Source organism: Algoriphagus sp. A40 (assembly GCF_002002735.1).
Taxonomy (GTDB): Bacteria; Bacteroidota; Bacteroidia; order Cytophagales; family Cyclobacteriaceae; genus Algoriphagus.
The window spans coordinates 304245-330652 of the sequence record NZ_MUNY01000042.1 but is presented as its reverse complement, the minus strand read 5'-3'; the positions used below and the strand labels follow the sequence as shown (position 1 = coordinate 330652).

19 protein-coding genes are annotated in these 26408 nt (G+C 42.6%); 8 read left to right on the top strand and 11 right to left on the bottom strand.

Annotated features, from left to right (window positions below):
• Entirely contained in the window at positions 1 to 1320 is a 1320-nt protein-coding gene (locus B0E43_RS27740; RefSeq protein WP_077347865.1) for an AarF/ABC1/UbiB kinase family protein, read from the top strand.
• 34 nt (positions 1321 to 1354) lie between these two features.
• Here the strand turns inward: B0E43_RS27740 and B0E43_RS27735 are convergent, their stop codons facing one another.
• Entirely contained in the window at positions 1355 to 2542 is a 1188-nt protein-coding gene (locus B0E43_RS27735) for a sorbosone dehydrogenase family protein (protein WP_077347863.1), read from the bottom strand.
• Between the two features lie 90 nt (positions 2543 to 2632).
• Between B0E43_RS27735 and B0E43_RS27730 the strand changes: the two genes are divergently transcribed.
• Both B0E43_RS27730 and B0E43_RS27725 read left to right on the top strand, forming a co-directional pair.
• Positions 2633 to 4558: an ABC-F family ATP-binding cassette domain-containing protein gene (locus tag B0E43_RS27730; RefSeq protein WP_077347861.1), complete on the top strand. Its 1926-nt coding sequence runs from the start codon at positions 2633 to 2635 to the stop codon at positions 4556 to 4558.
• 37 nt (positions 4559 to 4595) lie between these two features.
• A complete protein-coding gene (locus tag B0E43_RS27725; RefSeq protein WP_077347859.1) occupies positions 4596 to 5870 on the top strand; it encodes a DUF5103 domain-containing protein in 1275 nt (424 codons plus the stop codon).
• Between the two features lie 35 nt (positions 5871 to 5905).
• Here the strand turns inward: B0E43_RS27725 and cas6 are convergent, their stop codons facing one another.
• The 5 genes from cas6 to B0E43_RS27700 form a co-directional block, all read right to left on the bottom strand.
• Positions 5906 to 6802, bottom strand: a complete 897-nt coding sequence (gene cas6 / locus B0E43_RS27720) for a CRISPR-associated endoribonuclease Cas6 (protein ID WP_077347857.1) — start codon at positions 6800 to 6802, stop codon at positions 5906 to 5908.
• A 99-nt stretch (positions 6803 to 6901) separates the two neighbouring features.
• A complete protein-coding gene (ychF, locus tag B0E43_RS27715) occupies positions 6902 to 7999 on the bottom strand; it encodes a redox-regulated ATPase YchF (RefSeq protein WP_077347855.1) in 1098 nt (365 codons plus the stop codon).
• Positions 7999 to 9093 carry an AI-2E family transporter gene (locus B0E43_RS27710; protein ID WP_077347853.1) on the bottom strand — a complete coding sequence of 365 codons (1095 nt, stop codon included), beginning with the start codon at positions 9091 to 9093 and terminating at the stop codon, positions 7999 to 8001. Before B0E43_RS27710 ends, ychF begins: the two co-directional genes overlap by 1 nt.
• Positions 9094 to 9176: 83 nt before the next feature.
• Positions 9177 to 9506 (bottom strand): DUF3276 family protein, encoded by a 330-nt coding sequence (locus B0E43_RS27705; RefSeq protein WP_077347936.1) that lies wholly within the window; start codon positions 9504 to 9506, stop codon positions 9177 to 9179.
• Positions 9507 to 9686: 180 nt separating this feature from the next.
• Entirely contained in the window at positions 9687 to 10034 is a 348-nt protein-coding gene (locus B0E43_RS27700; protein ID WP_077347851.1) for a 4Fe-4S binding protein, read from the bottom strand.
• 118 nt (positions 10035 to 10152) lie between these two features.
• Between B0E43_RS27700 and B0E43_RS27695 the strand changes: the two genes are divergently transcribed.
• A complete protein-coding gene (locus B0E43_RS27695) occupies positions 10153 to 11181 on the top strand; it encodes an acyl-CoA reductase (protein ID WP_077347849.1) in 1029 nt (342 codons plus the stop codon).
• Here B0E43_RS27695 and B0E43_RS27690 read toward each other — a convergent pair.
• Positions 11153 to 12952, bottom strand: coding sequence for a histidine kinase N-terminal 7TM domain-containing protein (locus tag B0E43_RS27690; RefSeq protein WP_077347847.1), 1800 nt, complete (start codon positions 12950 to 12952; stop codon positions 11153 to 11155). The genes B0E43_RS27695 and B0E43_RS27690 overlap by 29 nt on opposite strands.
• Before the next feature lie 590 nt (positions 12953 to 13542).
• On the opposite strand from B0E43_RS27690, the gene B0E43_RS27685 reads away from it, so the two are divergent.
• From B0E43_RS27685 to B0E43_RS27675, 3 genes are all read left to right on the top strand, one after another.
• A complete protein-coding gene (locus B0E43_RS27685) occupies positions 13543 to 15804 on the top strand; it encodes an aconitate hydratase (RefSeq protein WP_077347845.1) in 2262 nt (753 codons plus the stop codon).
• A 239-nt stretch (positions 15805 to 16043) separates the two neighbouring features.
• On the top strand, positions 16044 to 17084 hold the full coding sequence (locus B0E43_RS27680; RefSeq protein WP_254423374.1) for a porin: 1041 nt from the start codon (positions 16044 to 16046) through the stop codon (positions 17082 to 17084).
• A gap of 129 nt (positions 17085 to 17213) precedes the next feature.
• On the top strand, positions 17214 to 20147 hold the full coding sequence (locus B0E43_RS27675) for an ATP-binding protein (protein WP_077347841.1): 2934 nt from the start codon (positions 17214 to 17216) through the stop codon (positions 20145 to 20147).
• Here the strand turns inward: B0E43_RS27675 and B0E43_RS27670 are convergent.
• Genes B0E43_RS27670 through B0E43_RS27655 form a run of 4 tightly spaced genes read right to left on the bottom strand, consistent with a single transcriptional unit; the run spans position 20135 to position 25632 of the window.
• Positions 20135 to 21067, bottom strand: coding sequence for a lipopolysaccharide assembly protein LapB (locus tag B0E43_RS27670; protein WP_168171901.1), 933 nt, complete (start codon positions 21065 to 21067; stop codon positions 20135 to 20137). The two genes, B0E43_RS27675 and B0E43_RS27670, sit on opposite strands and share 13 nt — an antisense overlap.
• Positions 21051 to 22145, bottom strand: coding sequence for an AI-2E family transporter (locus B0E43_RS27665; protein ID WP_077347839.1), 1095 nt, complete (start codon positions 22143 to 22145; stop codon positions 21051 to 21053). The genes B0E43_RS27670 and B0E43_RS27665 overlap by 17 nt, the downstream gene beginning before the upstream one ends.
• Before the next feature lie 52 nt (positions 22146 to 22197).
• Positions 22198 to 24234 (bottom strand): M3 family metallopeptidase, encoded by a 2037-nt coding sequence (locus B0E43_RS27660; protein WP_077347837.1) that lies wholly within the window; start codon positions 24232 to 24234, stop codon positions 22198 to 22200.
• 24 nt (positions 24235 to 24258) lie between these two features.
• Positions 24259 to 25632, bottom strand: coding sequence for a tetratricopeptide repeat-containing protein (locus tag B0E43_RS27655; protein ID WP_077347835.1), 1374 nt, complete (start codon positions 25630 to 25632; stop codon positions 24259 to 24261).
• A gap of 159 nt (positions 25633 to 25791) precedes the next feature.
• Here B0E43_RS27655 and B0E43_RS27650 point away from each other — a divergent pair, with 159 nt between their 5' ends.
• On the top strand, positions 25792 to 26376 hold the full coding sequence (locus tag B0E43_RS27650) for a hypothetical protein (RefSeq protein ID WP_139352674.1): 585 nt from the start codon (positions 25792 to 25794) through the stop codon (positions 26374 to 26376).
• Positions 26377 to 26408 lie beyond the last annotated feature (32 nt).

Below are 26408 nucleotides of genomic sequence, written 5' to 3'. Positions count from 1 at the left end.
ATGGCTGGCAAAGTAAAAGAACAGGAATCCATTCCGGTTTCTAAAGTGCAGCGTGCGGCCAAATTTATCTCCACCGGAGCAAAAGTCGGAGGAAATTACGTGAAGCATTACGCCAAAAAGATGGTTAATCCATCGATGGATAAGGAAGAGCTCCACTCCAACAATGCCACCGATATCTATAATTCGCTCAGTGAGCTGAAAGGATCGGCTCTGAAAGTGGCTCAGATGATGTCTATGGACAAGAATCTCTTGCCGAGAGCTTATCAAGATAAGTTTACGATGGCACAGTACTCAGCACCGCCTTTGTCTTATCCTTTGGTGGTGAAGACTTTTCAAAAATACTTCGGGAAGCCGCCGGAAGGAATCTTCGAGACCTTTACCAGATCTGCAGTAAACGCAGCCTCGATTGGCCAGGTTCATCAGGCGACCAAAAATGGAAAGACCTTCGCAGTGAAAATCCAGTATCCTGGAGTCGCTGATTCCGTCAGTTCGGACTTGAAATTGGTCCGGCCATTTGCCCTCCGGCTTCTCAATATGAATGAGAAAGAACTCGACCATTATATGGAAGAGGTAGAGGAGCGATTGGTTGAGGAGACGGATTACAAATTAGAAGTGGAACGCTCACGTGAGATTTCCCAAGCCTGTTCTCATATTCCCAATCTGAAATTCCCGACCTATTACGATGAATTCAGCTCAGATCGGGTGATAACTATGGACTGGATTTCCGGCAAACACATTAAGGAATGGATGGAAACCAAACCGAGCCAGCAGGCCAAAAATCAGGTCGGGCAGGCTCTTTGGGATTTCTATCACCATCAGGTGCACAATCTGAAGCAGGTTCACGCAGATCCCCATCCAGGCAATTTTATAATTCAGGACGATAATCGATTGGGAATTATTGATTTTGGCTGTGTCAAAGTGATCCCGGAGGATTTCTATCAGGGCTATTTTCCTTTGATGAAAAAGGGGATGGTTTTGAAGGAAGACGAGTTGAATCAGATTTTCTATTCGCTTGATTTTATTTCGGATAGAGATACCGAGGAAGAAAAAATCTACTTCAGAGGCGTGTTTAAGGACATGATTTCTCTATTGGGCAAACCCTTTCACGTGGATCGATTTGACTTTGCTGATGACAGCTACTTTGAGCGAATTTTTCAATTGGGTGACAAAATCTCCAACGATAAGATGTTCAAAAAGTCCCGTCAAGCACGAGGTTCCCGACATGGCTTGTATATCAACCGAACCTATTTTGGGCTCTATAACCTGCTCAATCAGCTGCAGGCCGAGGTGGATACTACTAAGCCGGAATGGTTTAAGTGAAAAAGTAAGGGAGGCTAAAAACCTCCCTTTTTGATTACTTCGAATAGGTCAGCCGGTAGATGCAATTTGCCATATCGTCTGAAATCAAAAGGCTTCCGTCAGGAAGTTCCTGAACATCAACTGGCCTTCCCCAGACTTCCTGGCTAGCATCATCCAACCAACCGGTGGCAAATGTTTCCTGACCGGTTACTTTGCCGGATGCATCGATTTTGGCCAAGATAACTTCGTAGCCTGCTTTTTTGCTTCTGTTCCAGCTGCCGTGTTTTGAAATGATCGCATTGTTTTTATAGGAGGCAGGGAACATTTCGCCTTCATAAAACCGCATTCCAAGTGGAGCGTTGTGAGGCCCCATCTTGGCGGCTGGAGCCGAATAAGCAGCCGCTTCTTTGCCCTTGTTACCAAACTCTGGATCTTTGACTGAGCCTGCATGCCAGTAGGGATATCCAAAATGTTGGCCGGCAGCAGTCGCCCTGTTGAGCTCGCAATCCGGCGTGTCATCTCCAAGCATATCGCGGCCATTGTCTGTAAACCATAATTCATTGCTCACAGGATGCCAGTCAAAGCCCACTGTGTTTCTTACTCCATGAGCGTAAACCTCTGGTTTTGCACCTGGCCTGGTCACATCAAGCCGAGTAATACTTGCGAAAATCTCCTCCTCCGGATCGCAAATGTTGCAAGGAGCTCCAACTGGAACATAGAGCATTCCATCCGGACCAAAGCCAATAAATTTCCAGCCATGGTGGCTTTCGGTTGGATAGCCGTCAAAGACGACTTCAAATTTCGGGTTTGACAGGTTGTTTTTGATGTCTTTGAATCTCAAAATCCGACTGACTTCTGCGACATAAAGGTCTCCGTCTTTGTATGCCACTCCATTTGGCATGTCGAGCCCTTCTGCCAAAATGTACTTGGAATCGGCTTTGCCATCAGCATTATCGTCAACCAAGGCGTACACATTTTCCTCTTGGCGATTTCCTACGAAAACAATTCCCTCTTCGGAGATTGCCATTGATCGGGCGTTGGGTACGTCAGCTGCCCAAACTTCTATTTTGAACCCAGCTTGGAGTTTGATTTTTTCCAGTTGGACATCGGCTTTTGCACTTCGGATATCCTGCTTATTGCTGCCTGAAGCTGTCGATTCTGGAGAAAGTTTTCCCTGGCAACTGGCGCTCAGACTGACCAATCCTAGGCTGAGACAAAAAACAAAGGGTTTGAAGTAGTTCATGAGCAAGTTATTTGAAGAAATAAGCTAATACAATTGAGATTGTTTTCCGAGTGGGGAGTGTATAAACGGGGCTTTGGTTATTTTTGCGCCATGTTATCTATTAGCAACCTTTCTTACTTCATCGGCGGTCGTCCGCTTTACGAAAATGCCAACCTCCATATCAAGCCAAAAGACAAAATCGGGCTTGTTGGGCAAAATGGAACAGGAAAATCCACATTGCTCAAAATCATCCATGGAGACTACCAGCCGACGACAGGTGAAGTTCAGAAAGCCAAAGATTGTACAATCGGATTTTTGAATCAGGACTTGCTTTCTTACCAGTCAGATGAAAGTATCCTAAATGTTGCCCTGGCAGCTTTTAAAGAGACTCTGGCGCTTCAGGATGAGATCGAAAAAGTCCTGAAATTGATGGAAACCGACTACTCCGAGGAGATCATCAACAAACTGGCAAACTTGCAGGATCGCTTCGAAAGCAATGAAGGCTATACCATCAAAGCCAAAGCTGAAGAGGTTTTGGAGGGTATTGGATTTCAGACGAAAGATTTGGAAAAGCCGCTTCGGCAGTTTTCCGGTGGATGGAGGATGAGGGTAATGCTTGCCAAGCTACTTTTGGAAAAGCCGTCCCTTCTTATGCTCGATGAACCTACCAACCACCTGGATTTACCGTCCATTCAATGGGTGGAAAATTATCTGAAAAACTATGAAGGTGCAGTTGTGGTCGTATCTCACGACCAGACTTTTCTGGATAACTGCATCAGCACAACAGTGGAAGTAGCCAATCAGACCTTGACTTCCTATCCGGGAAATTATTCTTTCTACAAGGAAGAAAAGAAAATCCGGATGGAGCTCCAGCAAAATGCCTACGAGAATCAGCAACAGATGATCAAACAGACGGAGAAGTTTATCGAGCGTTTCCGGGCCAAGGCGACCAAATCCAACCAAGTCCAATCCAGGATCAAGGCTCTGGATCGAATGGATCGTGTCAATGAGGTGGTAAATGACGAAGCTTTCGTAAACTTTAAATTTAAGTTTTCACAAAAGTCAGGTCGGGATGTAGTCGTTTTGGATCATGTTTCCAAGGCTTATGGAGACTTGGTTATTTTGAAAAATACCACCGCACGAATCGAAAGAGGAGACAAGATCGCTTTGATCGGAGCCAACGGAAAAGGAAAATCGACCTTGCTGAGGATAATCGCCGGAACAGATCAGAATCAAGGAACCCGAACGGAAGGACATAATGTGATCAAGGCATTTTTTGCACAGCATCAACTGGAAGCCTTAACCTTGGACAATGAGATCATCCAAGAAATGGCTCAAGCTGGGAGCAAAAAATCAGAGATGGAGCTTCGTGGAGTTTTGGGATGTTTTCTTTTTTCAAATGAAGAAGTTTTCAAGAAAATCAAAGTGCTTTCCGGAGGGGAAAAATCAAGGGTTGCCTTGGCGAAAACGCTGATATCTGAAGCTAATTTTCTACTGCTTGATGAACCTACCAACCACCTGGATTTTCAGTCGGTTAATATCCTGATTCAGGCTTTGCAGCAATACGAGGGGACTTTTATCACAGTCTCTCACGATCGACACTTTATCAAAGGAGTGGCAAATAAGATCTGGTACATCGAAGATTACGAGATCAAAGAATATCCAGGAACATACGATGAATACGAATTTTGGCGAAGCCAACAAGTGGAAGTAAAAGCAGTGCCTGCTGCTGAGAAAGTCGAGAAAAAGCCAATCCCGGTTGTTCAAAAAAATGCATCTGAAATTCAACAGGCAAAAAGAGACCTGAAAAAAATGGAAGAACAGCTTCAGAAAATCGAAAAAGAAATTGAGTCCTTAGATCTTTTGAAAGCGGAAACCGAGGTGAAAATGGCTGATCCGGAGGTGTATGAGAATGAATCAAAAGCCCAAAAAGTCCAAGAAAGCTACCAAAGTATTCAAAACAGCCTTTATGAAGCCAATGCCAAATGGGAGCAATTGGTAGATCAGATTTCTTCTCTTCAGGAATTGGCAGGCTAATTGGGTGGTTTTGGACTAAATTCCCTACTTTAAGTTCATGACCAAAAGCATATTTTCCCTCGTGATTTTCTTGGTTTTGCTGAGATCTGAGGAAGTTTTGTCCCAGATTTTGGAAGACAAAGTCTATTCAGAGCATGTCCATTCGGTGAGGTTGTTCCCATTGGGGCTCCAACAGGACAGTCAATTGGATGCAGCTGTGGTTTCGATTACTGATTCGAGGCCATTGGTTTTGCTCTTTGATGATATTGCCTACGACCCGGAGCAATACACCGTGAAGCTGATTCATTGTGATGCAAACTGGCAAAAGTCTTCCCTTCGTGACAATGACTTTTCTGTTTCTTTCAATCAATACAACATTGAGGAGTACAGTTACTCGGTCAATACCAGAATTCCCTACATCCATTATGCCTTTACGGTTCCCAGAGTCACAAAATCGGGGAATTATATACTTAAGGTCTACCGAAACCGAAATGAAGATGAGGTGATCCTGACCAAAAGATTTATGGTTTATGAGGAGCTGTTTACGGTGGGAGCATCCGTTGTCCCACCAACGGAGACCGAAAACAGAAGAGCTCTCCAGCAGATCAATGTGGCGGTGAATTATTCCAGAATTGATTTAGTGGACCCCACCACCCAGGTGAAAGTACTCATACGGCAAAACCAGCGCTGGGACAATGCGAAGTTTTTGGCAAAGCCAACTTTTCTAAATCAAATAGGAAAGACTATCCGGTACGAGCCGTTCGACGGGACGAGTACTTTTCGAGCAGGAAATGAATTCAGGTTTGTGGATTTGAGATTTATCCGGGCTACCGGCGTAAATATTGCCGATGTCAAGGTGGAAGAAACGGTGATATTCGCCAATGCTTTGACAGACCAACCCCGACCTGGAGGAGTATATTCCCAGTACCTTGATCTAAATGGCCAATACATGGTCTATACTAATGATCGACCCGGCGGAAATCCCGAAGTGGAAAGCGAATACATCTATACGACTTTTTACCTTCAGGTTGATCCAAACAGGGATATCAGAATGTTGGGATCATTGACAGCTTGGGGCAATAATCCTGACTCAAAATTGACCTATGACCCAAAAACGGGTCTGTACAGTACTTCCATCTTGGTGAAGCAGGGCTGGTATGATTACCAATATGGTTTTCCCACGGAAGATGGATACGATTCAGATCCGATCGAAGGCAGCTTCTTTGAAACTGAGAATGAATACGAAGTTCTGGTTTATTATCGAGCCTTGGGATCCAGATACGATCAATTGGTTGGATATGTGTATTTACATCCAAATCGAAGAAGGCTATAAAGAAAAATCCTCTCACTTGGAGAGGATTTAAAATTTTATAGTTCCTCAGGTAATTCACTTTCACCGTCGACCTCATCTGAGGTGGGAGCAACATTCTGCCTAATTCGCTCGGTGGGCTTGTAAGGAACGAATCCCTCACGCTTGAACTTGTAAGTTGTAGTTCTGTTTCCAGACGGATGGTTTGCCAAATCGAGCATACCGAATCCTTTGTGAGTGAAGGCTCCCAGACCACATTTGAATACAAAGTCCTGAACTTCCGGAGCAGCATAAAGGGTGAATGGAAGGGTATATCCTCTCACCTCATACTTCACGTCCATGTCATACACGGCGTAGATTCTTGCAAATTTCTTCTGCTGCTCCTTCAGTTTATTGACATAAACCATGTCGGGAACAACTTGGAATTTGAAGAAGGATTCCATTTGCTCGGGAGTGTACCAGCCCGACTTTTCCATTCGGGTCAAAGTAGATTCGTAAAGCAAATCAGAAAACTCATCGCTGTCCGGATTGATAAATCGCTTGCCGGCTTCTTCATTGAAAGCAGGGGTGATCAAAACAAGCGGAGAGATACACACGAATTTGTTATTGGTCTCCAGCGTAGGCTCGGTTTCCAATTCGGTGTATTCTGGGGATAGGATCAGATTGCCAAGTTCGATTTTTGGTGTAGCAAAAACCTGCTCAAGCAAGTAATCCATGAAGTCCTCGCTTTGCGAAGAAAGGACGAGCGTCACCAGACTGGAATAATAGTGCAAGCCACTTCTACTCACTTTAGTCTGACCTTTCAGGCCGGAAAAGTTGAAGTAGTTATAGTTGAAGAATTCTTCTCTTCCTCCTTTTACAATTACTCCTTTGAGAAATTGTGCAAGAATATACTGGTGATGAAAAGGCAAATAAGAGCCTTTGTTTTTAAGTGAAAATATAAGTCTAACTCTCACGGTGATTTAAAAATAAAATGAGACAAATGGTGAATTAAAATACTTACGTAATTGGGTGGATAAGCAGGTGCTAAAAGTACAAATAAAATTCAAAAAAAGTCAAACGTTAAACCTAAAATGCATAATATCCCCGTCCTGAACAACGTATTCTTTACCTTCAATTGCAATTTTCCCATTTTCACGGCAACCTGCTTCGGTTTTGAATTGGACATATTCAGTCAGTTTGATAACCTCTGCCTTGATAAATCCTCGTTCGAAATCGGTGTGAATCACCCCTGCAGCCTGAGGCGCTTTCCATCCTCTTTTGATAGTCCAAGCCCGAACTTCCTGAACACCAGCGGTAAAATAGGTGATCAAATCCAAAAAAGTATAAGCGCCGGAGATCAATCTGTTCAGTCCGCTTTCCTCCAATCCATATTCAGAAAGAAACATTGCCTTTTCGTCGGCATCTTCAAACTCCGCAATCTGAGACTCAAGTGCTGCACAAAGTAGAATTACATCAGCATTTTCCTCTTTCACTTTTTCTTTCAGCGTATCCACAAATTTATTTCCGGTAAGGATACTTCCTTCGTCCACATTGGCTACATATAGGACCGGCTTGATGGTCAATAAATGCAAATCCCTTACCGCTTCCAGCTCTTCTTTATCTGCCTCAATTGCACGTGCATTCAGACCGGATAGCAGTCCACTTTTGAACCGGTTGAGGATTTCAAGTTCGACTCTAGCCTTTGCATCTCCTGCTTTTGCGACTTTTTCTGTCTTTTGGATTTTTTTCTCAACAGACTCCAGATCCTTCAATTGAAGTTCTGTGTCGATCACTTCTTTGTCAAAGATCGGATCCACTCCACCTGCTACGTGCACGATATTGTCATCTTCAAAGCAACGGATCACGTGGATGATGGCATTTACTTCCCGGATATTAGCAAGGAATTTGTTACCAAGACCCTCGCCTTTTGAGGCGCCTTTTACCAGTCCGGCGATGTCTACAAATTCGATTATTGTAGGCACCACGCGTTGTGGATTGACCAATCCCTCCAAGATCTGAAGTCTTTTGTCAGGAACTGAAACTACGCCTACGTTTGGCTCGATGGTACAAAAAGGAAAGTTCGCTGCTTCTGCTTTGGCGCTCGAAAGCGCATTAAACAAGGTAGACTTTCCCACATTAGGAAGTCCAACAATGCCACATTGTAATGCCATTAATTCGTTGCTTTAATTTTAAAGATTCGATAGGATTTGTACCCTTCGTAGAATTCCATAATGGAAACCCTGAAAATGGTATAAACCGGAATTGCAAAGATCATCCCTACGATCCCGGCGATTTTTGCCCCGGCAAAGATAATAACAAATATCTCAAGGGGATGTGCCTTTACAGATTTGGAAAAAATCATTGGTTGAAGCACCACATTATCAGTGAGTTGTACCACCGCAAAGACCGATAATATCTTGAAAAGAAAGTAAGTATACTCTGCATCGCTGTCAAATGTACCTGTCGAAATCCCCACAATAATCCCAAATACTGCTCCCAAGATTGGTCCTGCGTAGGGGATTAGGTTTGCTACAGCCGCGAATAGAGCTATAGTCAGTGCATAATCCACCCCGGCAAAAGTCAAACCCAAGCTGGCTATCGAAAAAATGAACAGCATTTGAATCAATAATCCAAAAAGGTAATTGGATAGTAGCTTTTCCACCTTGGTGAAAGTAGCTACTGAGAGTTCAAAATAGGCGTTGGGGATCAGGTTCAATAGATTTCTTCTCAGAAGACCATTTTCAAGAAGTAGGAAAAAGGTGATAAAAGCCACTGCCATTACCCCGATCAGAAGACTGCTGGTCAGATTGACCAATCCGGTAATGAAGCCACCAAAATCAAAAGTCTTTATGAATTCAATAATCGAGTTTTTCATCTCCTCAAACAGTGCCCCGGGTTTGTTTTCCAATAATTGGTACCTCAACAAAACACGTTCTATTTTGCCAATGGGCTCTTGAATCTGCAGGTAAATTCCCTCTAAATCCATTTCTGAAAGGATCAGCAGTTGATTGTTGATCAATGGCAAAAACAGGAGACTCAGGAGGAAAATCAACAAGATGATGGAACTGTAGGAGATCAAAATCGCCAACCATCTGGGAATGTGCTGCTTGACCAGGTGAAAGTCATTCAGTCTGTTGGTGAGTGGTCGGAGAAGTGCTGCCGTGATTAGAGACAGGATTAGATATAGGCTGATATTTGAAAAATACCAGCCAAACAGGAAAAAAGCTCCCAGAAAAAGGATGAGATAAATGAAAAACCGCTGCATAGCTACAAAATAAAAGGAGGCACTTGCCTCCTCAAATATACTTTAATCCACTCAGGATAAGCAATCAGAGCTTACCGGGTAAGTTATTCCCATTTCAGCTCGTCATTGATTTCGTTTTCGGAATCTTCGTTTTCAAATTGGGCAAAATCGAACTCGGGCATCAGGTCATTTTTGAGATGGTCAACCGTTTCGTTCAGGGCATTTACAAATTTGAAGAAATCCTCTTTGTAAAGAAATATCTTGTGTTTTTCGTAAGTAAAACTGTCTCCGACGGTTCTTCTTTTGCTCTCCGTAATGGTGATATAGAAGTCACTGGCTCGGGTAGATTTAATGTCAAAAAAATAAGTTCTTTTGCCTGCTTTTACTTTTTTTGAGAATATTTCTTCTCGATCGAATCCTCGGTGATCTTCCACAGTGCTTCCGGATTTTGGTGTTGGGTTAGGATAATTTATCGATCTAAGATAAAACAAAAGCCATAGAGAATTCAAAGAGGATCTTCACTTTTTTTGGAATCTTGCTAAAAAACGAGCGCAAAGAGTTAAAAATCAGCAATAAATTATCCTGGTTAAATGAAAAAAGAGGCCTTCGCCCCTTTATTCTCCATGCAAAAATGCCTTTTTGGCAAGTAGTTCTGTTTCTGTTTCCTCGTGGTCAGGATCATCTACACAGCAATCCACAGGACATACAGCGGCACACTGAGGCTCCTCATGAAAACCGTTGCATTCTGTACATTTTGCAGTAACGATATAGTAAAATTCATCCGATACGGGCTCTTGTTTTTCGGTGGCACTCACCACAGTTCCGTCCTCGAGTGTCACTTGACTCAGCTTCGTCCCGCCTCCCCAAGTCCATTCGACACCGCCTTCATAAATTGCTGTATTTGGACATTCAGGTTCGCATGCACCACAGTTGATGCATTCGTCTGTAATCATTATAGCCATGGTTCAATCAATTTGATGCTCAAAAGTACAATCTCATTACTTCCAAGGCAATAAAAAGTTGTCATACTAATTAATTTAATTTTACTCCAAGCTTATTCCCTTTTGATAACTTTGCCCAATGACAGCATGTATTTCGTCCAAAGAAAGAATTAATGGATTTTCGAAACTGGGCCTTTTGATCATAAATCTCGATATAGAGGAAAAAGAGAGTCTGTTTCGAAGAGCCAATAATCAAAACAGCTGGTTTACTGAAGTTTCAATGGAATCAGCGCTTTCCGGACTTTCGTTGCTTTTGGAAAAAGAAAATATTGAGAAATGGCTTTCAGAATATTCAATACCTGAAAGTACATCCCCCAAAAAAGTAGGGATTTTGATGGCAGGAAATATTCCAGGTGTGGGATTTCACGATTTGATGTGCGTGCTTATTTCCGGAAATATTGCAGTCGTGAAATTGAGCTCTTCAGATTCCTTTTTTTCAAAATGGCTGATTGACCGGCTTGTTGAAGTAGCTCCAGAATTTGAAAAGTTCATTCTTATCGAAGAAATGCTGAAGGGCATGGATGCCTATATCGCCACTGGAAGCGATAATTCAGCCCGTTATTTCAACTATTACTTTGGAAAGTATCCAAGCATTATCCGGGCAAACCGCACCTCCATTGCGATTTTGACTGGAGAGGAAAGTGATAATGAATTGGATAAACTCGGATTGGACATTTTCTTGTACTTCGGTTTGGGCTGTAGAAATGTTTCTAAGATTTTCGTGAAAAATGTAAATCAGCTGCAGCATTTTTTGGATGTCATGGAGAAGTATAATTGGGTGGCAAACAACCATAAATACCTGAACAATTACGAATACAATAAATCCATCTATTTGGTAAACAGGGAACCTCATCTCGACAATGGGTTTTTGCTAATGAAAGAAAGCAAAGACCTAGTTTCCCCGATTGGAGTGCTTTTTTATGAAGTCTATAGTAGCGAGGCTGAGCTTTCTAAATTATTTCAAGCCAACGAATCCAAGATCCAATGTGTGGTGGGAGATCCTGAAAAATACCCTGATGCCATCAAGTTTGGTGAAGCACAATATCCCAAGCCTTGGGACTATGCCGACAGGGTTGATACTATGAAATTTCTTTTAGCTCTGGATTAAGTAATTGGACAGGTTTTTCGGCAATTGGGAAAGTTGCACAGAATTTGGTCCCTTCTCCCAAAGTAGAGTTGACGGTCAGCGTGCCACCATTTTTTTGAACATACTCCCTTACCAAAAGCAAGCCCAGACCGGTTCCACTTTCATTGGATTGACCTCTTGTGGTAAAGGAAATTCCCTCGTTCAGCTTAATTAGGTTTTCTTCCGAAATGCCTACGCCAAAATCCCTGACACAAAGCTTTTGTTTCCCGTTTTGTTCCTCGCAGGTCACCAAAACCTTGGTGCCCGGATTCGAGAATTTGATGGCGTTGGATATCAGGTTTCTGATGATTAGCTCCAGCATATTTTTATCTGCGAAAATCCAGGTGTTTTCGAATCCCTGAAGTTCCAGAAGGATGGATTTTTCCCTGGCAATCCGGTCAAGGAGACTTTTTTGACTCAGGATTATTTTGTTCAGATCCAATGTTTGTGGTTCAATGTATTCTCCCCGTAGCTGAGAACTAGTCCAAGCAAGTAGGTTTTCCAATAGAATGGCCACATGTTCCATGTTTTTGGAGATTTCAGGAAGCATTTCCAAAAACTCATCCTCGGTTACTATGCCGTTTTGGGTCAGGTGGATCAGTTCCTTTACACCAAATACCGGACCCTTGAGATCATGCGAAATGATACTGAAAAATTTGTCCTTGAGATCATTTAACTGACGCAATTCCAACGCTTGTTTTTTTAGCTGTTCATTGGTTTTGATCTGTTCGGTGATGTTGTCAAACAGGAGTAAAATACCAGAAGCAAGGGCTTTGTTGTCCGAGATCGGTACTGCTTCTATTTTTAGATTTTTCGCTCGCTCTTCCTCTTTTAAATGGTACTCGATGGATTGATGCTGTTGCGAATTTAGCAGCTCTATGATTTCAGGTTCAGATTCAAAAAGGAGGCTGGCGGACATTCCGATTTTAAGAGTTTCCTGTCGATTCCAGAGTTTTTTTGCAGCGGTATTGAAGTCTACAATCTTGTTTCTGTGATCAAAAATGATTACCCCTCTTGTCATTATTTCAAGGATTTTATCCCGAGCCACCGGTTTTAGATTCAGAAGATTGTATCTCAGGATTGCCACCGAAATCAGCAAATAAGTCAGCAAAAAGGCATAGGGAGTCATGTCCAATCCTTCGAAAGGCTTCCACCAGGAAAACTGATAAAATACATTGATTATCAGCGGAAAAAGACCACCGGCGATCAAAAGTCTGGTCTGCCTCTTGAAGTGAATATTGGCATATTGGAATCTTTTCCACAGGACGGCAGTACCAAGAAAATAAAACACGTAAGAATACGCGACTTGCACCGGATACCAGATTCCCTTTTCAATCCCCAAAATCGGGAAAGGTCCATCGGTGATCAGCCAATTGCTTTTATAGTGAAGGTGATGCCAATGATTGGTGAGGACGATGAGGTATGTAAGTATGGGAAGGAAGAAAATAGCGGGGTAAATCCATCGCTTGGAGGCCACGTCGTACCCGGTATATTTTAGTGCAAAAACCATCCAACAAGCAGGTGCTAACACAAGACCGGTATATTGGACTTTGCTCCAGATGAGCATGTCCTCGACAGTTTGGACCGTGAGTTCGATTCCATAAAAAAAGCCCCAAACCGAAAAAGACAACATCGTAAAGACGATCCATCGAACCGAGTCTTCTAATTTCAATCCAATGTATACTGAAAGGCCACCCACAAGCAAACTTGACAAGATCAAGGTCAAGGCATATGGATTGAACACAAATTCCATGGAATATTTGGGTTTTTCGGGCGACTTCCCGAATAAGGTACCAGAAAAAGGATACCAATAATAAATGATTATTTTAAACTAGAAAAGCTTTGAGAAAATCACTCTCTGAATTTCAGATAGAATCTCTGATTTAACTATTTGGGTTCATGTTGGGCTATTTTTTCACTTTTTTTGATTTTGATTGAGGATTTGCAAAAAAAATTCTTCGGGATTCATGGCTTCATTTAACATTGAAAAGGTTCATTCATAGAGGCCTGCTCGGTAAAAACAGAAAACCCAATTTTAGTCCTTTACATTTAGAAATCAATAAAGCAACCTTTTGCAGCCTTTTCGGCCCATTCCATTAATTTAGTTTTAAGGAGCTTGGGTCAGAAAAATTCGCCATTTTTCACGGATTTTCTTTTTCAGTGGTTGATTTGGCTGAGTACTTCCTATTTTCATTTTTTTCAGAGTAAGAACTATCGACCTGTTGCGTAAATACTGGGGCTATGCCTTTAATACAGTTCACTTTCAGTTACCTTTTCTGAGGGCTTTTCCCTATATTCGCGTTCGAAAAATCGAACCTTTTATCCACCTAAATATCCAAAACAATGGCTTTTGATATCGAGATGATCAAAGAGGTGTACGCCCGGTTTCCGGAGCGAATCGCAGCAGCCCGCAAGGTTGTTGGACGGCCACTTACTTTGACTGAAAAAATTCTTTACGCTCATTTGACCGAAGGCTCTGCCTCTCAGGCATATAAAAGAGGTGCTTCATACGTTGACTTTCAGCCTGACAGGGTTGCGATGCAAGATGCAACTGCACAGATGGCCTTGCTTCAATTTATGCAGGCTGGCCGTGACAAGGTTGCAGTTCCTTCAACCGTTCATTGCGATCACCTGATCCAAGCTGAAATTGGTGCTGAAAAAGATCTGAGCAAAGCCAAGGATAAAAACAGAGAAGTGTATGACTTTTTGGCTTCTGTTTCCAATAAATATGGAATCGGTTTTTGGAAACCGGGAGCGGGTATCATTCACCAGGTAGTTTTGGAAAACTATGCTTTTCCAGGTGGAATGATGATCGGTACCGACTCTCACACGCCAAATGCCGGAGGTCTAGGCATGATCGCAATTGGTGTTGGTGGAGCAGATGCCTGTGATGTGATGGCAGGATTGGCTTGGGAGCTTAAGTTTCCCAAACTGATCGGCGTGAAGCTGACCGGAAAGTTGTCCGGATGGACTTCAGCAAAAGATGTAATCTTGAAAGTTGCCGGTATTTTGACTGTAAAAGGCGGAACCGGTGCAATCGTAGAATATTTTGGAGAAGGGGCACGTTCACTTTCTGCCACAGGAAAAGGCACCATCTGTAACATGGGTGCTGAAATAGGAGCGACTACTTCCATTTTTGGTTACGATCAGAAGTCAGCAGCATACTTCCAAGGAACCGGCCGCGCGGATGTTGCCGCCATGGCTGATGCAATTGCTGAGCACTTAACAGGTGATCCGGAAGTTTATGCAAACCCAGCGACATATTTCGACCAGGTAATTGAAATCAATCTTTCTGAGCTTGAGCCTCACGTAAACGGACCATTTACTCCGGATTTGGCTTGGCCAATTTCTAAGTTTGCTGCTGCTGTAAAAGAAAACGGTTGGCCAGCGAAACTGGATGTGGGATTGATCGGATCGTGTACCAACTCTTCTTATGAGGATATTTCAAGAGCAGCTTCATTGGCTCAGCAGGCTGTGGACAAAAAATTAATTGCAAAATCTGAGTATACCATCACTCCGGGTTCTGAGCAGGTACGTTTCACTGTGGAGCGAGACGGTTTCTTGGAAACTTTTGGAAAAATGGGTGGAGTTGTCCTGGCTAATGCTTGCGGTCCATGTATCGGTCAGTGGGCACGTCACGGTGCAGAAAAGCAAGAGAAAAATTCCATCATTACTTCTTTCAATAGAAACTTTGCGAAGCGTGCTGACGGTAATCCAAATACTCACGCATTTGTAGCTTCTCCGGAAATCGTAACTGCTTTGGCCATTGCAGGTGATTTGACTTTCAATCCTTTGATTGATACACTGACCAACACAGAGGGTAAGGCTGTGAAATTGGACGAGCCAACCGGATTGGAACTTCCTACCAAAGGTTTTGCTGTCGAGGATGCCGGCTATCAAGCTCCGGCAGAGGATGGATCCAAGGTAAGTGTACTTGTCGATCCAAAGTCTGACCGACTTCAATTGCTTGCTTCTTTTCCAGCATGGGAAGGTGTCGATCTGAAAGGATTAAAACTTTTGATCAAAGCAAAAGGAAAATGTACCACTGACCACATCTCCATGGCAGGTCCTTGGTTGAAATTCAGAGGTCACTTGGATAATATTTCCAACAACATGTTGATCGGTGCAGTCAATGCCTACAACGATGCAACAAACTCTGTGAAAAACCAGCTGACCGGTGAATACGGGGAAGTACCTGCAACTCAGCGTAATTATAAGCAACACGGAATCGGTTCGATAGTCGTAGGGGATGAAAACTACGGCGAAGGCTCTTCCAGAGAGCATGCTGCCATGGAACCAAGATTCCTTGGTGTTCGCGCCATCTTGGTGAAGTCATTCGCACGTATTCACGAAACCAACCTGAAAAAACAGGGGATGCTGGCTTTGACTTTTGCTAATCCGGCAGATTATGACCTGATTCAGGAAGATGATTCCATAGATATTTTGGGCTTGACTACATTTGCACCGGGTGTTGCGTTGCAAATTGTGCTTAACCACAAAGATGGCAGCAGCCACACCATTTCAGCCAATCATACCTACAATGAAGGCCAGATTGAATGGTTCAAAGCAGGTGCAGCTTTAAATTTGATCAAGGCAAAAGCATAATTAAACGAGTAATTAAGTGAAGCCGTAGCGTCATTCGTTACGGCTTTTTTTCTATCTGATTCATGAATAATTTATCACCAAAGTCCATAATCATTGTTTCATGGGCGATGATAATGATTGGTTTGATTTCCAATCCTGCCTTTTCCCAAGTTGAAAGTGACGAAAGGGCTCTTCTAAACGTGGAAAATGGCATAAGCATTTCCAAAGATTCCTTATTTAAGTTAAACCTAAGGTTCAGGATGCAAAACCGTTTTGGTGTCAGAACTGAAAGTGGGGAGGATTTATCCATTGAGCAAACAGATTTCCGTGTCAGAAGGCTTAGGTTAAGATTTGACGGCTACGTTTTGAATCCGAGGATTCAATATTACATCCAGTTGGGCTTTTCAAAATCCGATCTCGATCTGGATGGAGGAGAATATGCCCAGCCAATCCGTGATGCCATTATTTATTATTATTTCAAACCGAATCTTTATTTTGGATTTGGCCAATCCAAATTGCCGGGTAACCGTGAGCGAGTGGTTAGTTCTGGTAATCTCCAGTTTGCTGATCGTTCTATCGCAAATGGAGTGTTTACCCTGGATCGTGATTTTGGATTTTTTGGATACTATACTCTACCAACCAAAGGGAAGGCTCAATACCAACTTAAAGGAGCTGTCAGTACTGGTGAGGGCAGAAATCCATCTCCTGGAGACTACGGGCTGAGTTATACAGGTAGGTTTGAGTACCTGCCTTTTGGAAAATTCATAAACTCCGGGGATTACTCTGAGGGAGATCTGGAATTTGAACCCAATCCTAAACTTTCCATTGGGATAACCTATAACTGGAATGAAAATGCTGCAAGAACTCGAGGTCAGTTAGGGACATATCTGTATGAGAAAAGGGATCAAAATGTCTTTATTGCCGATGCCATGTTTAAGTACATCGGTTGGGGAGTGATGGCAGAGTATTTCCGTAGAAATTCCCTGGATCCAATCACCGAAAATGCCGAAGGACTCAAACGGGCGGTTTGGGTTGGAAATGGCGCCAACTTCCATGTTAGTAGGATGTTGTCCAGAAAATCCGAGCTTGCCTTCCGGTACGCAGTCGTTAATCCTGACCAGGAAATTGTAAATCTTGAAAAAAGAGCTGAAGAAGCCATTCTCGGTTTTACCCGATATCTCAACGGTCACCGCATTAAAATCCAGGCAAACTTTGGCTACGGCTGGTTGGATGCAGCCCCAGAATTGAACGACTATGACAATTACTGGTTCGGAACCTTCCAAGTCGAGTTTGGAATATGATTTTTCTGTAAAAAATTGTATTTATAAGTAATTTAACTTGCTACGAAATGCAAATTGCTGTATGTTTACCGTGTAAGTGGAACCATTTATGGTTTACCTCCTTTCGGGACATACAGCAATTGAATTTCAATGCAGGACAAAGGCATAAACAGCACCTTTAAAAAGATTATTTATGAATCATCAGAAATGGTCTTTCTTGCTGACGATACCTATCCCTATTCTATTTTTTATGCCAACGAATCATTTGAGGAACAGGTAGGAGAGACCTTGACTGACAGGTCTTTGGTTGGTTTGGGACTGGATATCAATGCCTATATTTTTAAAGAAGAACTTATTCTATCCCACAATAAAAAAGACTATTCCTTTAGACTCGAATTGCCTCAAGATAGTGGAGCTAATTATTTCCTTTTCTACAAAGGAAAAGAAGTGAAAACACACGGGCTTCCGAGTAAAAAGGAGGCCTACCAATTTTTTTCTTCACAGGTAGATCTTATTGCCATTGGGAAATTCGATCACCTGACCTATCTAAATCCCACAGTTTTGCCGGTTTTGGGATATGAAACAGAAGAACTTCTCAATACCAATCTCTGCCCATTCATCCACGAGGGGGACCTAAAGAATATTCAGGAGATCTGGAAATCACATCACAAAAGCCAAACAGTTGCCTTTTGTGAGTTGAGATTTTTGGGGAAAGACGGGTTTTTCCGTCACTTGGAATGCTCGGTCCAATTCAATCCAGAGACGTTTTTTGTGATTGCCCGAGATATTTCAAAGCGGGTCAAAAGCCAGAGCAACGATAAAAAACTTCAGACTTTACGCGAAAGTGTTTCAGATTTAACCTATTCAGGAAACTGGAAAATGAATCTGGAAAAGCAAGTCCTGGTGCTCGAGCCTGCTACCGAAAAAATTATCACGGATTTGCTTGGGAAAGAATTCAAAATCGAGACCGTTCGCAGTTTGTTTTTGGACCAAATCAGAGCTGAAGCCGCGAAGCAAAGTTCCAATCAAATTGAATTTGAGGGAAGTCTTAAACTATCAAAATCCCATAAGATTAGGTTTTCAGCTTTTTTCCCTGATCCAAACAAAACTGAAATTTGGGGAGTAATCTGGGATGACAGCCAAAGAATTGCAATTCAAAATGAGTTGGCAATGCATCAGCATCTTTGGATGGAAAGCCCTGAAGCGATGATGATCGTGGAACCGAGCGGCAAGGTTTTTCTGGCAAACAAAGAAGTGAATGAGCTTTTCGGGTTTGAAAAAACAGATCATATCTCACACTTGGAGGATTTGAATGTTTTTTTCGAGGAATCCAACCCATGGAAAGAATGGGTCTCTTCACCGGCAAGCGACAGATCAGTTTCGCGTTTTTCCACACTATTGATTAATGATAAAGGAAAACAGCTAACCCTAGAGGTGGCTTCACGCAAAACTGTTTTTAATCAAACAGAATACATCACACTATCCTTCAGGAATATTTCCGAAAAAATAAATCTTGAAAAGAGAGTAGAAGCTAGCAGTGATTTTTTGATCAACCTCACAGAGCAAGTACCTGGGGGATTGTATCAGCTTGTCCTGAATTCGGAGGGTCAGATGAATTTCTCTTTCCTCTCCAAAGGAATCAATTCAGTTCTTGGGCTTTCCCAGGATGAAATTCACCAATTCACCGATATCTCGGCGGCAATTTCCAAAGTTCATCCCCAGGATTTACCCATGGTAATCATGTCTTCCGTGGCATCTGCCCGTAAAATGGAACCATGGCAATGTCAGTTCAGAGTCAAATCCGGAGGATCACCACAAGATTACCGCTGGGTATTGGGAGCAGCCAGACCACAGGCTTTGGAAAATGGAGACATGGTTTGGTATGGATATCTGACAGATATTTCGAAACAGAAGGAATTTGAGGCTAAGCTGGATGAGGCTAGACTGGCAGCTGAAAAAGCCAACCAGATCAAATCTGACTTCCTGTCTATGATCAGCCATGAATTGAGGACTCCATTAAATGCTATTTCTGGATCGGTTTATTCCCTTTTCCATGAGGACCCGACGGAAAACCAAAAGACAGCTCTCAACACCATCAATTTTGCAGTAGACAACCTGATCATCATGATCAATGACCTGCTTGATTTCCAGAAAATCGAAGCCGGAAAGTTGACTATCGAAAATAATCCATTCAACCTGAAAAATTTGCTGGAGCAGGTGATGAAGGGCCTGTCTTTTCATGCCAAAGACAGCAAAAACAAACTGGAACTTCATTTGTCAGATGGCCTCGATATCCAGGTGAGGGGAGACAAAACAAGACTGTCTCAAGTTTTGAACAACCTGATTACCAATGCGCTCAAATTTACCCACGTAGGAAACGTCGATGTGAAAATCGAGCTTCTTGGCCAAGCAAAAGGTAAAGTTCGCGTCAGTTTTGAAGTAAAGGACACTGGGATAGGAATCGCTCCTGAAAATCATGCGAAAATCTTCAACGACTTTGATCAGGTAAGACCTACTTTTAGTTCAAAGTATGGAGGAACAGGCCTTGGGCTTTCTATTACCAGGAAGCTATTGAATCTGATGGGCGGAAAAATCGCTATGGAATCAGAGGTGGGGAAAGGCAGTCGGTTCTTTTTTGACCTTGAGTTTGAAAAAGCTCAGGAGGAAGCCATCCCAACTCCAAGAAATGAAAGTCCTTCAAAATCTTTTGAAAACATTCACTTTTTGATGGCGGAAGATAATGAGGTGAACGCCCTCGTTTTGGGAAAAATCATCAAGAAATGGGGATTCACATTTGAGCGAGTCATCAATGGAAAAGAAGCGGTAGATGCAGTCCGGAAAGGAAAGTACGACTGTATCCTGATGGATATCCAAATGCCTGAAATGGACGGTTTTGAAGCCACTATAGAAATAAAGAAATTTTGCGACACACCAATCATCGCCTTGACAGCAGCTGCAAAACTCGAAATCATGGAAAGGATTGACGAATGCGGGTTTGAGGGATTTGTGGCGAAGCCGATTGATGCCAATGAACTCCTTAAAAAAGTGAAGGAAGTGATTGCTGAAAAATCCTACAAAGCCTGAGCTTTTTGATAGTATTCCTGGACTAGATCCATATCCGGATATTTTTCTGACAGTTCTTTCAGGTATTGCAAAGCAGAGATTTTATCCCCTTGCATCACATAATAAATCCCCTTGTTACGCATTGCAAACGGATTTTTGGAATCCATCTGGATACTTTGGTTGATCAAGTCTATGGCTTCTTCAGGTTTTCCCAAAAATAGCAGATAAAGCCCTTTGTTATTGTAGAAATAGGCTTGCCGATTGTCAAAGGCAATTGCTTTTTCTACTGAAATCAATGCTCCATCCAAATCTTTTTCCTCAAAAAGGATCATTGAGCGCAGGTTATGAAGGTTGGGTTCTGAGGGATTCAAAAGTTCTGCCTTGGATATAATTTCCTTAGCTTTTCCGAAGTCTTTTTGATAAAAGAGGAGTGTTGCCTGGTTGACAAGCAAGTCAGAATTGCTGGGTTCAAGAATTGAAGCCTGCTCAAAGGCCACAAGGGCTTCCGCGAATTTTTTCAGTTTTTCCTGACTGAGGCCGGTAAGGAAATAAGATTTCCAGTTGTTAGCATCGAGTTGGAGCAGCCTGTCTGCATCTTCTTTTGCCTTGTAAAACTCCCCATTATCCAAGTAACTTAAACCCCGTTGAAAAATGGCCTCGAAATAATCCGGCCGAATCTGGATGGCTTTGCTCAGATCCAGGATGGTTTCATCCAGTTGGTGGAGTCGCAGTTGAGCCATCGCTTTATTAAAGTAAGCATCAGCGTAGGCAGAATCCAGTGCCAATGCTTCGTTATAAAAAACAATCGCTGATTTGGGATCATTTTCCTCCAGTTTTTCATTGCCTTTGAGCAGAAACCTTCCTTTCTTATCCTCGATGCTATCGCAGCCAATTATTGCCAAAAGACAGATTCCAAGAAGAATTTTATTGGGATTGATCATTTTCAGTCGACTCTTTTTTTTCTTGTTTTTCCTCTCCCAGAAGCATAGCGAAAGGTTTTGTGTTTTCACTCAAATCGAAAATTTCCCGTAGGATTGCCATCGTGGGAATCACCAAAATCATCCCCGCCACGCCCCAAATAGCTGCGCCGACCAGCAAGCCAAGAAACGTGATAAAGGCATTCAGGTTGACATTTCCTCCGACAATTTTTGGCGTGAGAAAATTGCCTTCTAGCATCTGGATTGCCTGGTATGCAACAAAAATTGCAAATGGATAGAACAGGCTATCCATAGTCAAAAAGGAATAAACTATTGGCAATAAAACTCCAAAGAATGGTCCGACATAGGGGATAATATTCAAAATTGCTCCAATGACTCCAAAGAATATGGCATGCTTGACCCCTAAAATTGAGTATGCAGAAATATTTAAAACAGCCAGAATGACCATGACTTTGCCAACACCCACGATATAGCTTTGGATAACTTTCCGCAAGTTGGTGATTCGCAGTTTTACTAATTTCGGATCCTGGTCCCGGTAGACCATGATCATCATATTAGTAAGGTGGTCGCGGTAAAGCAGAAAGAAAAACATAAAAACCGGAATCAATATCAGACCCGTGAGGGATCCTATTGTATTCAAAGCAAAATTGGAGATGCTCGAACTATTTTGATTTAGTAATTCAAGGAGATAGTCAGATTCAGCTTTTTCAGCCAAATTTTCATTGATTCCAAAATTCTGATAGGTCCATTGATCCAAGCTACTCGCTACTGTCACCAGTCGACCCGAAACGTCATTGAAATCTTTTGTGAAACTAACAATGTTGCCGATTATAAAACTCATCAGTCCTACAACCAAGGCAATCATTAGCAGGAGGGAAATAATGGCACTGAAAATTCTTGGAATCCGAAATTTTTCCAAAAACATTCCCAAAGGAGTAAACAGAATTGCAAAAAAGCCTCCCATGAAAAGTGGAACCAACAGACTTTTGCCCACAATCAGAAAAAAAACTAGTACAATGATGAAAACCATAACTGAAAGGGCTTTCATGTATGCAGGCAACTGGAAACGGAGGGTATTCATATAATCAAAAATTTGTTTCAAAGAAGGTAGAACTAATCAGGTGATTTTGCAATCAACTTGTAATCAGGCCCGATCTTTTTAGTAAAGCATCAGGTTTTGGATTCCTTCCTCTAAATCGTTGGTACAAAACGGAAGGATGCTCACTCCCTCCTGCGGAAAGGACATTTTTTTCAAATGAGCGGGCTGTTTCAGAATCAAATACTCCTTTTTCCTGGAACAATTCAAATGCATCGGCATCCAGTACTTCAGCCCATTTGTAACTGTAATAACCTGAAGAATACCCGCCTTGGAAAATATGGGAAAAACTGGTGCTCACCATGGTGCCCGGCACTCTTGGAAGCACATCGGTATTTTTCATTAATTTTTCCTCAAATGCGCCGATATCAGAAATGGCTTCAGGATTTTTGCTATGGTACGCCATATCCAAAAGGGCAAAACTAATCTGCCTCACCGTCATATAACCTTGCTGGAAATTTGCCGCATTTTTTATTTTTTCGATCAATTCAGAAGGGATTTTTTTACCGGATTGATAATGTTTGGCAAATAGATCCAAACACTCTTTTTCATAGCACCAGTTTTCAAAAATCTGGGAGGGAAGCTCCACAAAATCCCAAAAAACACTCGTGCCAGACAGAGATTCGTAGGTACTTCTGGCCAGCATTCCATGAAGCGCATGTCCAAATTCATGGAAAAGAGTAGTCACTTCATTGAATGTCAAAAGGCTTGGCTTGCTCTTGGTAGGCTTTGTGAAATTGCAAACAATAGAAATATGAGGTCGATGATCTGTGCCATTTTCTAAGTACTGCCCACGAAATGAGGTCATCCAGGCACCGTTACGTTTTCCAGGCCTTGGGAAAAAGTCAGCATAAAAAACCGCCAAATGTTTTCCATTCCGGTCTTTCACCTCGTATGCTGTCACCTCAGGATTGTAAACCGGAATCTCAGGGTTGGGATTGAAAGTGATTCCGAAGAGTTTTCCAGCAGTTTGAAAAACCCCGTCGATTACTTTTTCCAGCTGAAAATAGGGTCTCAATACTTCGTCATCCAGCGCATATTTTTCCTTTTTCAGAAGCTCTGAGTAATAAGCAAAATCCCATCGTTCGAGAGTTTCCAACCCATCCAGTTTTTGGGCAAATTCTGCAACCTCACGGACATCTGCTTCGGCCTTTGGTTTGGCTTTTTGAAGCAAGGATTCCAAAAATTCCATCACTGTCTCCGGACTTTTTGCCATCCTTTCCTCCAAAACGAATGCTGCATGAGAGGAATAACCCAGAAGATTTGCCCGATCATGGCGGAGCTGAAGCTGATTTTTGATTATTTCTTGGTTGTCCAGATCGTCACCCTTGGAGGATTTGGTATTGAAAGCCATAAAAAGCGTCTTCCGCAGTTCACGGTTTTTGGCATAAGTCAATGCAGGAATGTAGCTGGGATAGTCGAGCGTAAAGGCCCATTTTCCGGGCTGCCCTTTTTCTTCAGCGATTTGCGCAGCAGCTTCTCTGATGCCCTCTGGCAGGCCGTCCAGTTGAGCTTCATCATCGATGAAATGCACGTATTTATTGGTCTCAGCCAACACATTTTCTCCGAATTTCAAACTCAATTGAGAAAGTTGCTGATCGATTTTTCGGAGCTTTTCACCGTCTTCGATACTCAATTTTGCTCCGTTTCGGACAAAGGATTTGTAGGTTTTTTCGAGTAAAGTAGTTTGCTCCGGGGAAAGTATTAGGTTTTCTTTCTCCTCAAAAACCTGAGCTACTCGATGGAAAAGCTCTTGGTCCAATAATATGTCATTGGAATGCTCGGTCAAGAGAGGAGAGATTTCCCTTGCCAGTTTCTGAATTTCATCGTTGGTTTCCGCCGAATTGAGGTTAAAAAATATTGAAGAAATTATCCCGAGTTTCTTTCCCGATCTGTCCAGTGTCTCGATCGTATTTTCAAAGGTCGGAATTGGTTCAGACTTAATTTTCTCGATATCGGCTTTTGCCAGCTGAATCGCTTCGCTGATAGCTGGAAGGAAATGTGAGGTTTGGATGAGGTGAAAGGGAGCGGTATCAAAAGGCGTGGCAAAATCTGCCAAAAGCGGGTTAGTCATAGAATTGGGCAATCGTTTGGGTAATTAATTTGGAGCAATCCACTTTGGTTCAAGGAGATGCCCCACTTTTTTCATTTCAGCCTCCAATTTACCGATTTGTTCGGTAAAGCTCTCCAACTGCCAAGGATGGAAAGGGGTGTTTTTAGACTCTTCGAGGGATTTTCGATAAGAGTCAAAATCTCCTAGGCCGAAATTGGCTTCAGCCCGATTGACTAAAATCCAGTATTTCTGGCTATTGTAATATTCCTGAAGTTCCTGTCCGTCTTTGGTGCCGTCGTTGATGAGTGCTTGGTCATTTTTTTCTTTTTCTTGAATCAGCTTCCAATCGCGTTCGCAAAGATATAGCACTCGCCTCCAGGTCCGCTGCGCAAAAATCAGATCAGCTATCCGGTCTTGGTCATTTTTTGCCAGGTTGGAGGTGGCATGATAAAGGAGGGTCATCGCCAGATTGATCCCGTTGTAGCGGTTGTTGAGCAGGTAATAGCTTCTCTGGTAGTATAGAATCGAATTTTCAAGGTGTTGATCTCCTTCGCCGCATTCGTAGAGTTTTTTCTCCACAGCGCCGGCGGACGAGACGGTTTCTGGATCATTTGTGGTATCCAGATTAATGGATTGGAGTAGGTTCAATGACTCATAGAGAGCCTGAAGCAAATTCGGTTGAGCAGCTTTGTAAGTTGTAAAAGCCAGGCGGTGGATGAGATAGGTGTCTTTTTGAGCAGAGTTTGCACTTGAAAGCATTACTGCAGTTTGGAAGAGACTCTTAGCTTTTGCAAATTCCTTTGTTTCGATGGCATCTTCGGCCTCCTGAATGATCAGGGAAAGTGCTTTTCCAATTTCCGGAGTAGTTTCTTTTTTCTCCGATTCTACCACGGCCTTTTCGATTTGTTCCTGGAGTTTGGGGGGAATCAGGGAATTCAGATAGGTGTAGACAGGGCTGTCGGCTTGATTTTTTTCCAAAACGGACTGGATCACATCGCCCAATGCTGCTCTGAAACGCTCCACTTCCTCATAGTCAATTGCATCTCCCAAATGCTGATAGCTGTGAATCACCACGTGGTTGAGATCGAAGGGATACATCAGTTTATTCTCTGAAATCACGATAGTCGTGAAGGGTCGAAGCGCGTGTCTTACCCCGAGTTCATAGAGCGCATTGGCATTGAGTGTGGAAAGATCAGCAATGACCAAATCGGCCTGCAGCAATTCCCGGTACATTTGCACATCGATGGATCCGGAGTGTGTGATTTCGTCAGCCCGGACGCATTCTATTCCTTTGGCTTCCACCACAGGTTTGATCAGCAACCGATAGGATTTGTTCAGGTCAAGTTTTCGTCCGTTGATATAGTCGGTTTTGATCCCGAATCCCATCACAACAAAGCATCTTTTTTTAGTAGTACTCATTCTTTTAAAAAATCAAAAATGGCGATTGAAAGCTTAATTCTAATATCCTGAAAGGTAATGGTTTTATGAAGTAAATTCTGCAAATCAATTATTTCAACTTGTGATTTTTTGGAGCCTTACCAATGAGTTTTGATGGTAATTTTCTTAAAAAGAAAAGCTATGAAAACCCTTCTTTTCAATTTGATTTTTCTGTTAATCCTTTTTTCAAAGGGATTTGCACAGGCAGAAGTTGGCGGTGGGCTGTTTTTCAATAAAGCTGGAAGACAGGTTTGGATCACCGGGACCGATGGGCAAAAGACCTCTCGGGGATTACTTCTAAAAGTGTCCCAAGACTCTGTTTACTTCACTGAGACCCGTCTGAAATCTATAACGGCCCAGACTACCGGATTAGAAATCAAGCGGCTGCATTATTCTCAGATTGAGTCTTTGGTAACAATAAGAAACAGACCGGTAGGAAAAGGTGCTGCTGTAGGAAGTTTGATAGGATTTGTTTCAGGCATGCTCATTCATGCCGCGACTTTTGAATCAGAAGCAGATCCGGTTTCTCAAATCTATGCAGAATCGGGAGGAGATTCCGCCTTATTCATTGGATCTGGATTTTTTGGAGCTACCGCCGGTGTGGCTGTCGGAGCGGGAGTGGGCGCTTTATCAAAGAAAAAATGGATCATAAAAGGCCTTGAATCCAATTTCAAAGAAGCATTGCCTGACCTTGACAAGAGAGCTTATTGGAACAGATCGAACTGACCAAAGACAATGAAAATTCCATAAAAAAACCG

What these genes read in the sequence shown, in the direction of transcription:
- B0E43_RS27740 (WP_077347865.1), top strand. Translation starts at nt 1, where the DNA reads ATGGCTGGCAAAGTAAAAGAACAGGAATCCATTCCGGTTTCTAAAGTG.
- B0E43_RS27735 (WP_077347863.1), bottom strand. Translation starts at nt 2,542, where the DNA reads ATGAACTACTTCAAACCCTTTGTTTTTTGTCTCAGCCTAGGATTGGTC.
- B0E43_RS27730 (WP_077347861.1), top strand. Translation starts at nt 2,633, where the DNA reads ATGTTATCTATTAGCAACCTTTCTTACTTCATCGGCGGTCGTCCGCTT.
- B0E43_RS27725 (WP_077347859.1), top strand. Translation starts at nt 4,596, where the DNA reads ATGACCAAAAGCATATTTTCCCTCGTGATTTTCTTGGTTTTGCTGAGA.
- ychF (WP_077347855.1), bottom strand. Translation starts at nt 7,999, where the DNA reads ATGGCATTACAATGTGGCATTGTTGGACTTCCTAATGTGGGAAAGTCT.
- B0E43_RS27710 (WP_077347853.1), bottom strand. Translation starts at nt 9,093, where the DNA reads ATGCAGCGGTTTTTCATTTATCTCATCCTTTTTCTGGGAGCTTTTTTC.
- B0E43_RS27700 (WP_077347851.1), bottom strand. Translation starts at nt 10,034, where the DNA reads ATGGCTATAATGATTACAGACGAATGCATCAACTGTGGTGCATGCGAA.
- B0E43_RS27695 (WP_077347849.1), top strand. Translation starts at nt 10,153, where the DNA reads ATGACAGCATGTATTTCGTCCAAAGAAAGAATTAATGGATTTTCGAAA.
- B0E43_RS27690 (WP_077347847.1), bottom strand. Translation starts at nt 12,952, where the DNA reads ATGGAATTTGTGTTCAATCCATATGCCTTGACCTTGATCTTGTCAAGT.
- B0E43_RS27685 (WP_077347845.1), top strand. Translation starts at nt 13,543, where the DNA reads ATGGCTTTTGATATCGAGATGATCAAAGAGGTGTACGCCCGGTTTCCG.
- B0E43_RS27680 (WP_254423374.1), top strand. Translation starts at nt 16,044, where the DNA reads ATGCAAAACCGTTTTGGTGTCAGAACTGAAAGTGGGGAGGATTTATCC.
- B0E43_RS27675 (WP_077347841.1), top strand. Translation starts at nt 17,214, where the DNA reads ATGCAGGACAAAGGCATAAACAGCACCTTTAAAAAGATTATTTATGAA.
- B0E43_RS27670 (WP_168171901.1), bottom strand. Translation starts at nt 21,067, where the DNA reads ATGATCAATCCCAATAAAATTCTTCTTGGAATCTGTCTTTTGGCAATA.
- B0E43_RS27665 (WP_077347839.1), bottom strand. Translation starts at nt 22,145, where the DNA reads ATGAATACCCTCCGTTTCCAGTTGCCTGCATACATGAAAGCCCTTTCA.
- B0E43_RS27660 (WP_077347837.1), bottom strand. Translation starts at nt 24,234, where the DNA reads ATGACTAACCCGCTTTTGGCAGATTTTGCCACGCCTTTTGATACCGCT.
- B0E43_RS27655 (WP_077347835.1), bottom strand. Translation starts at nt 25,632, where the DNA reads ATGAGTACTACTAAAAAAAGATGCTTTGTTGTGATGGGATTCGGGATC.
- B0E43_RS27650 (WP_139352674.1), top strand. Translation starts at nt 25,792, where the DNA reads ATGAAAACCCTTCTTTTCAATTTGATTTTTCTGTTAATCCTTTTTTCA.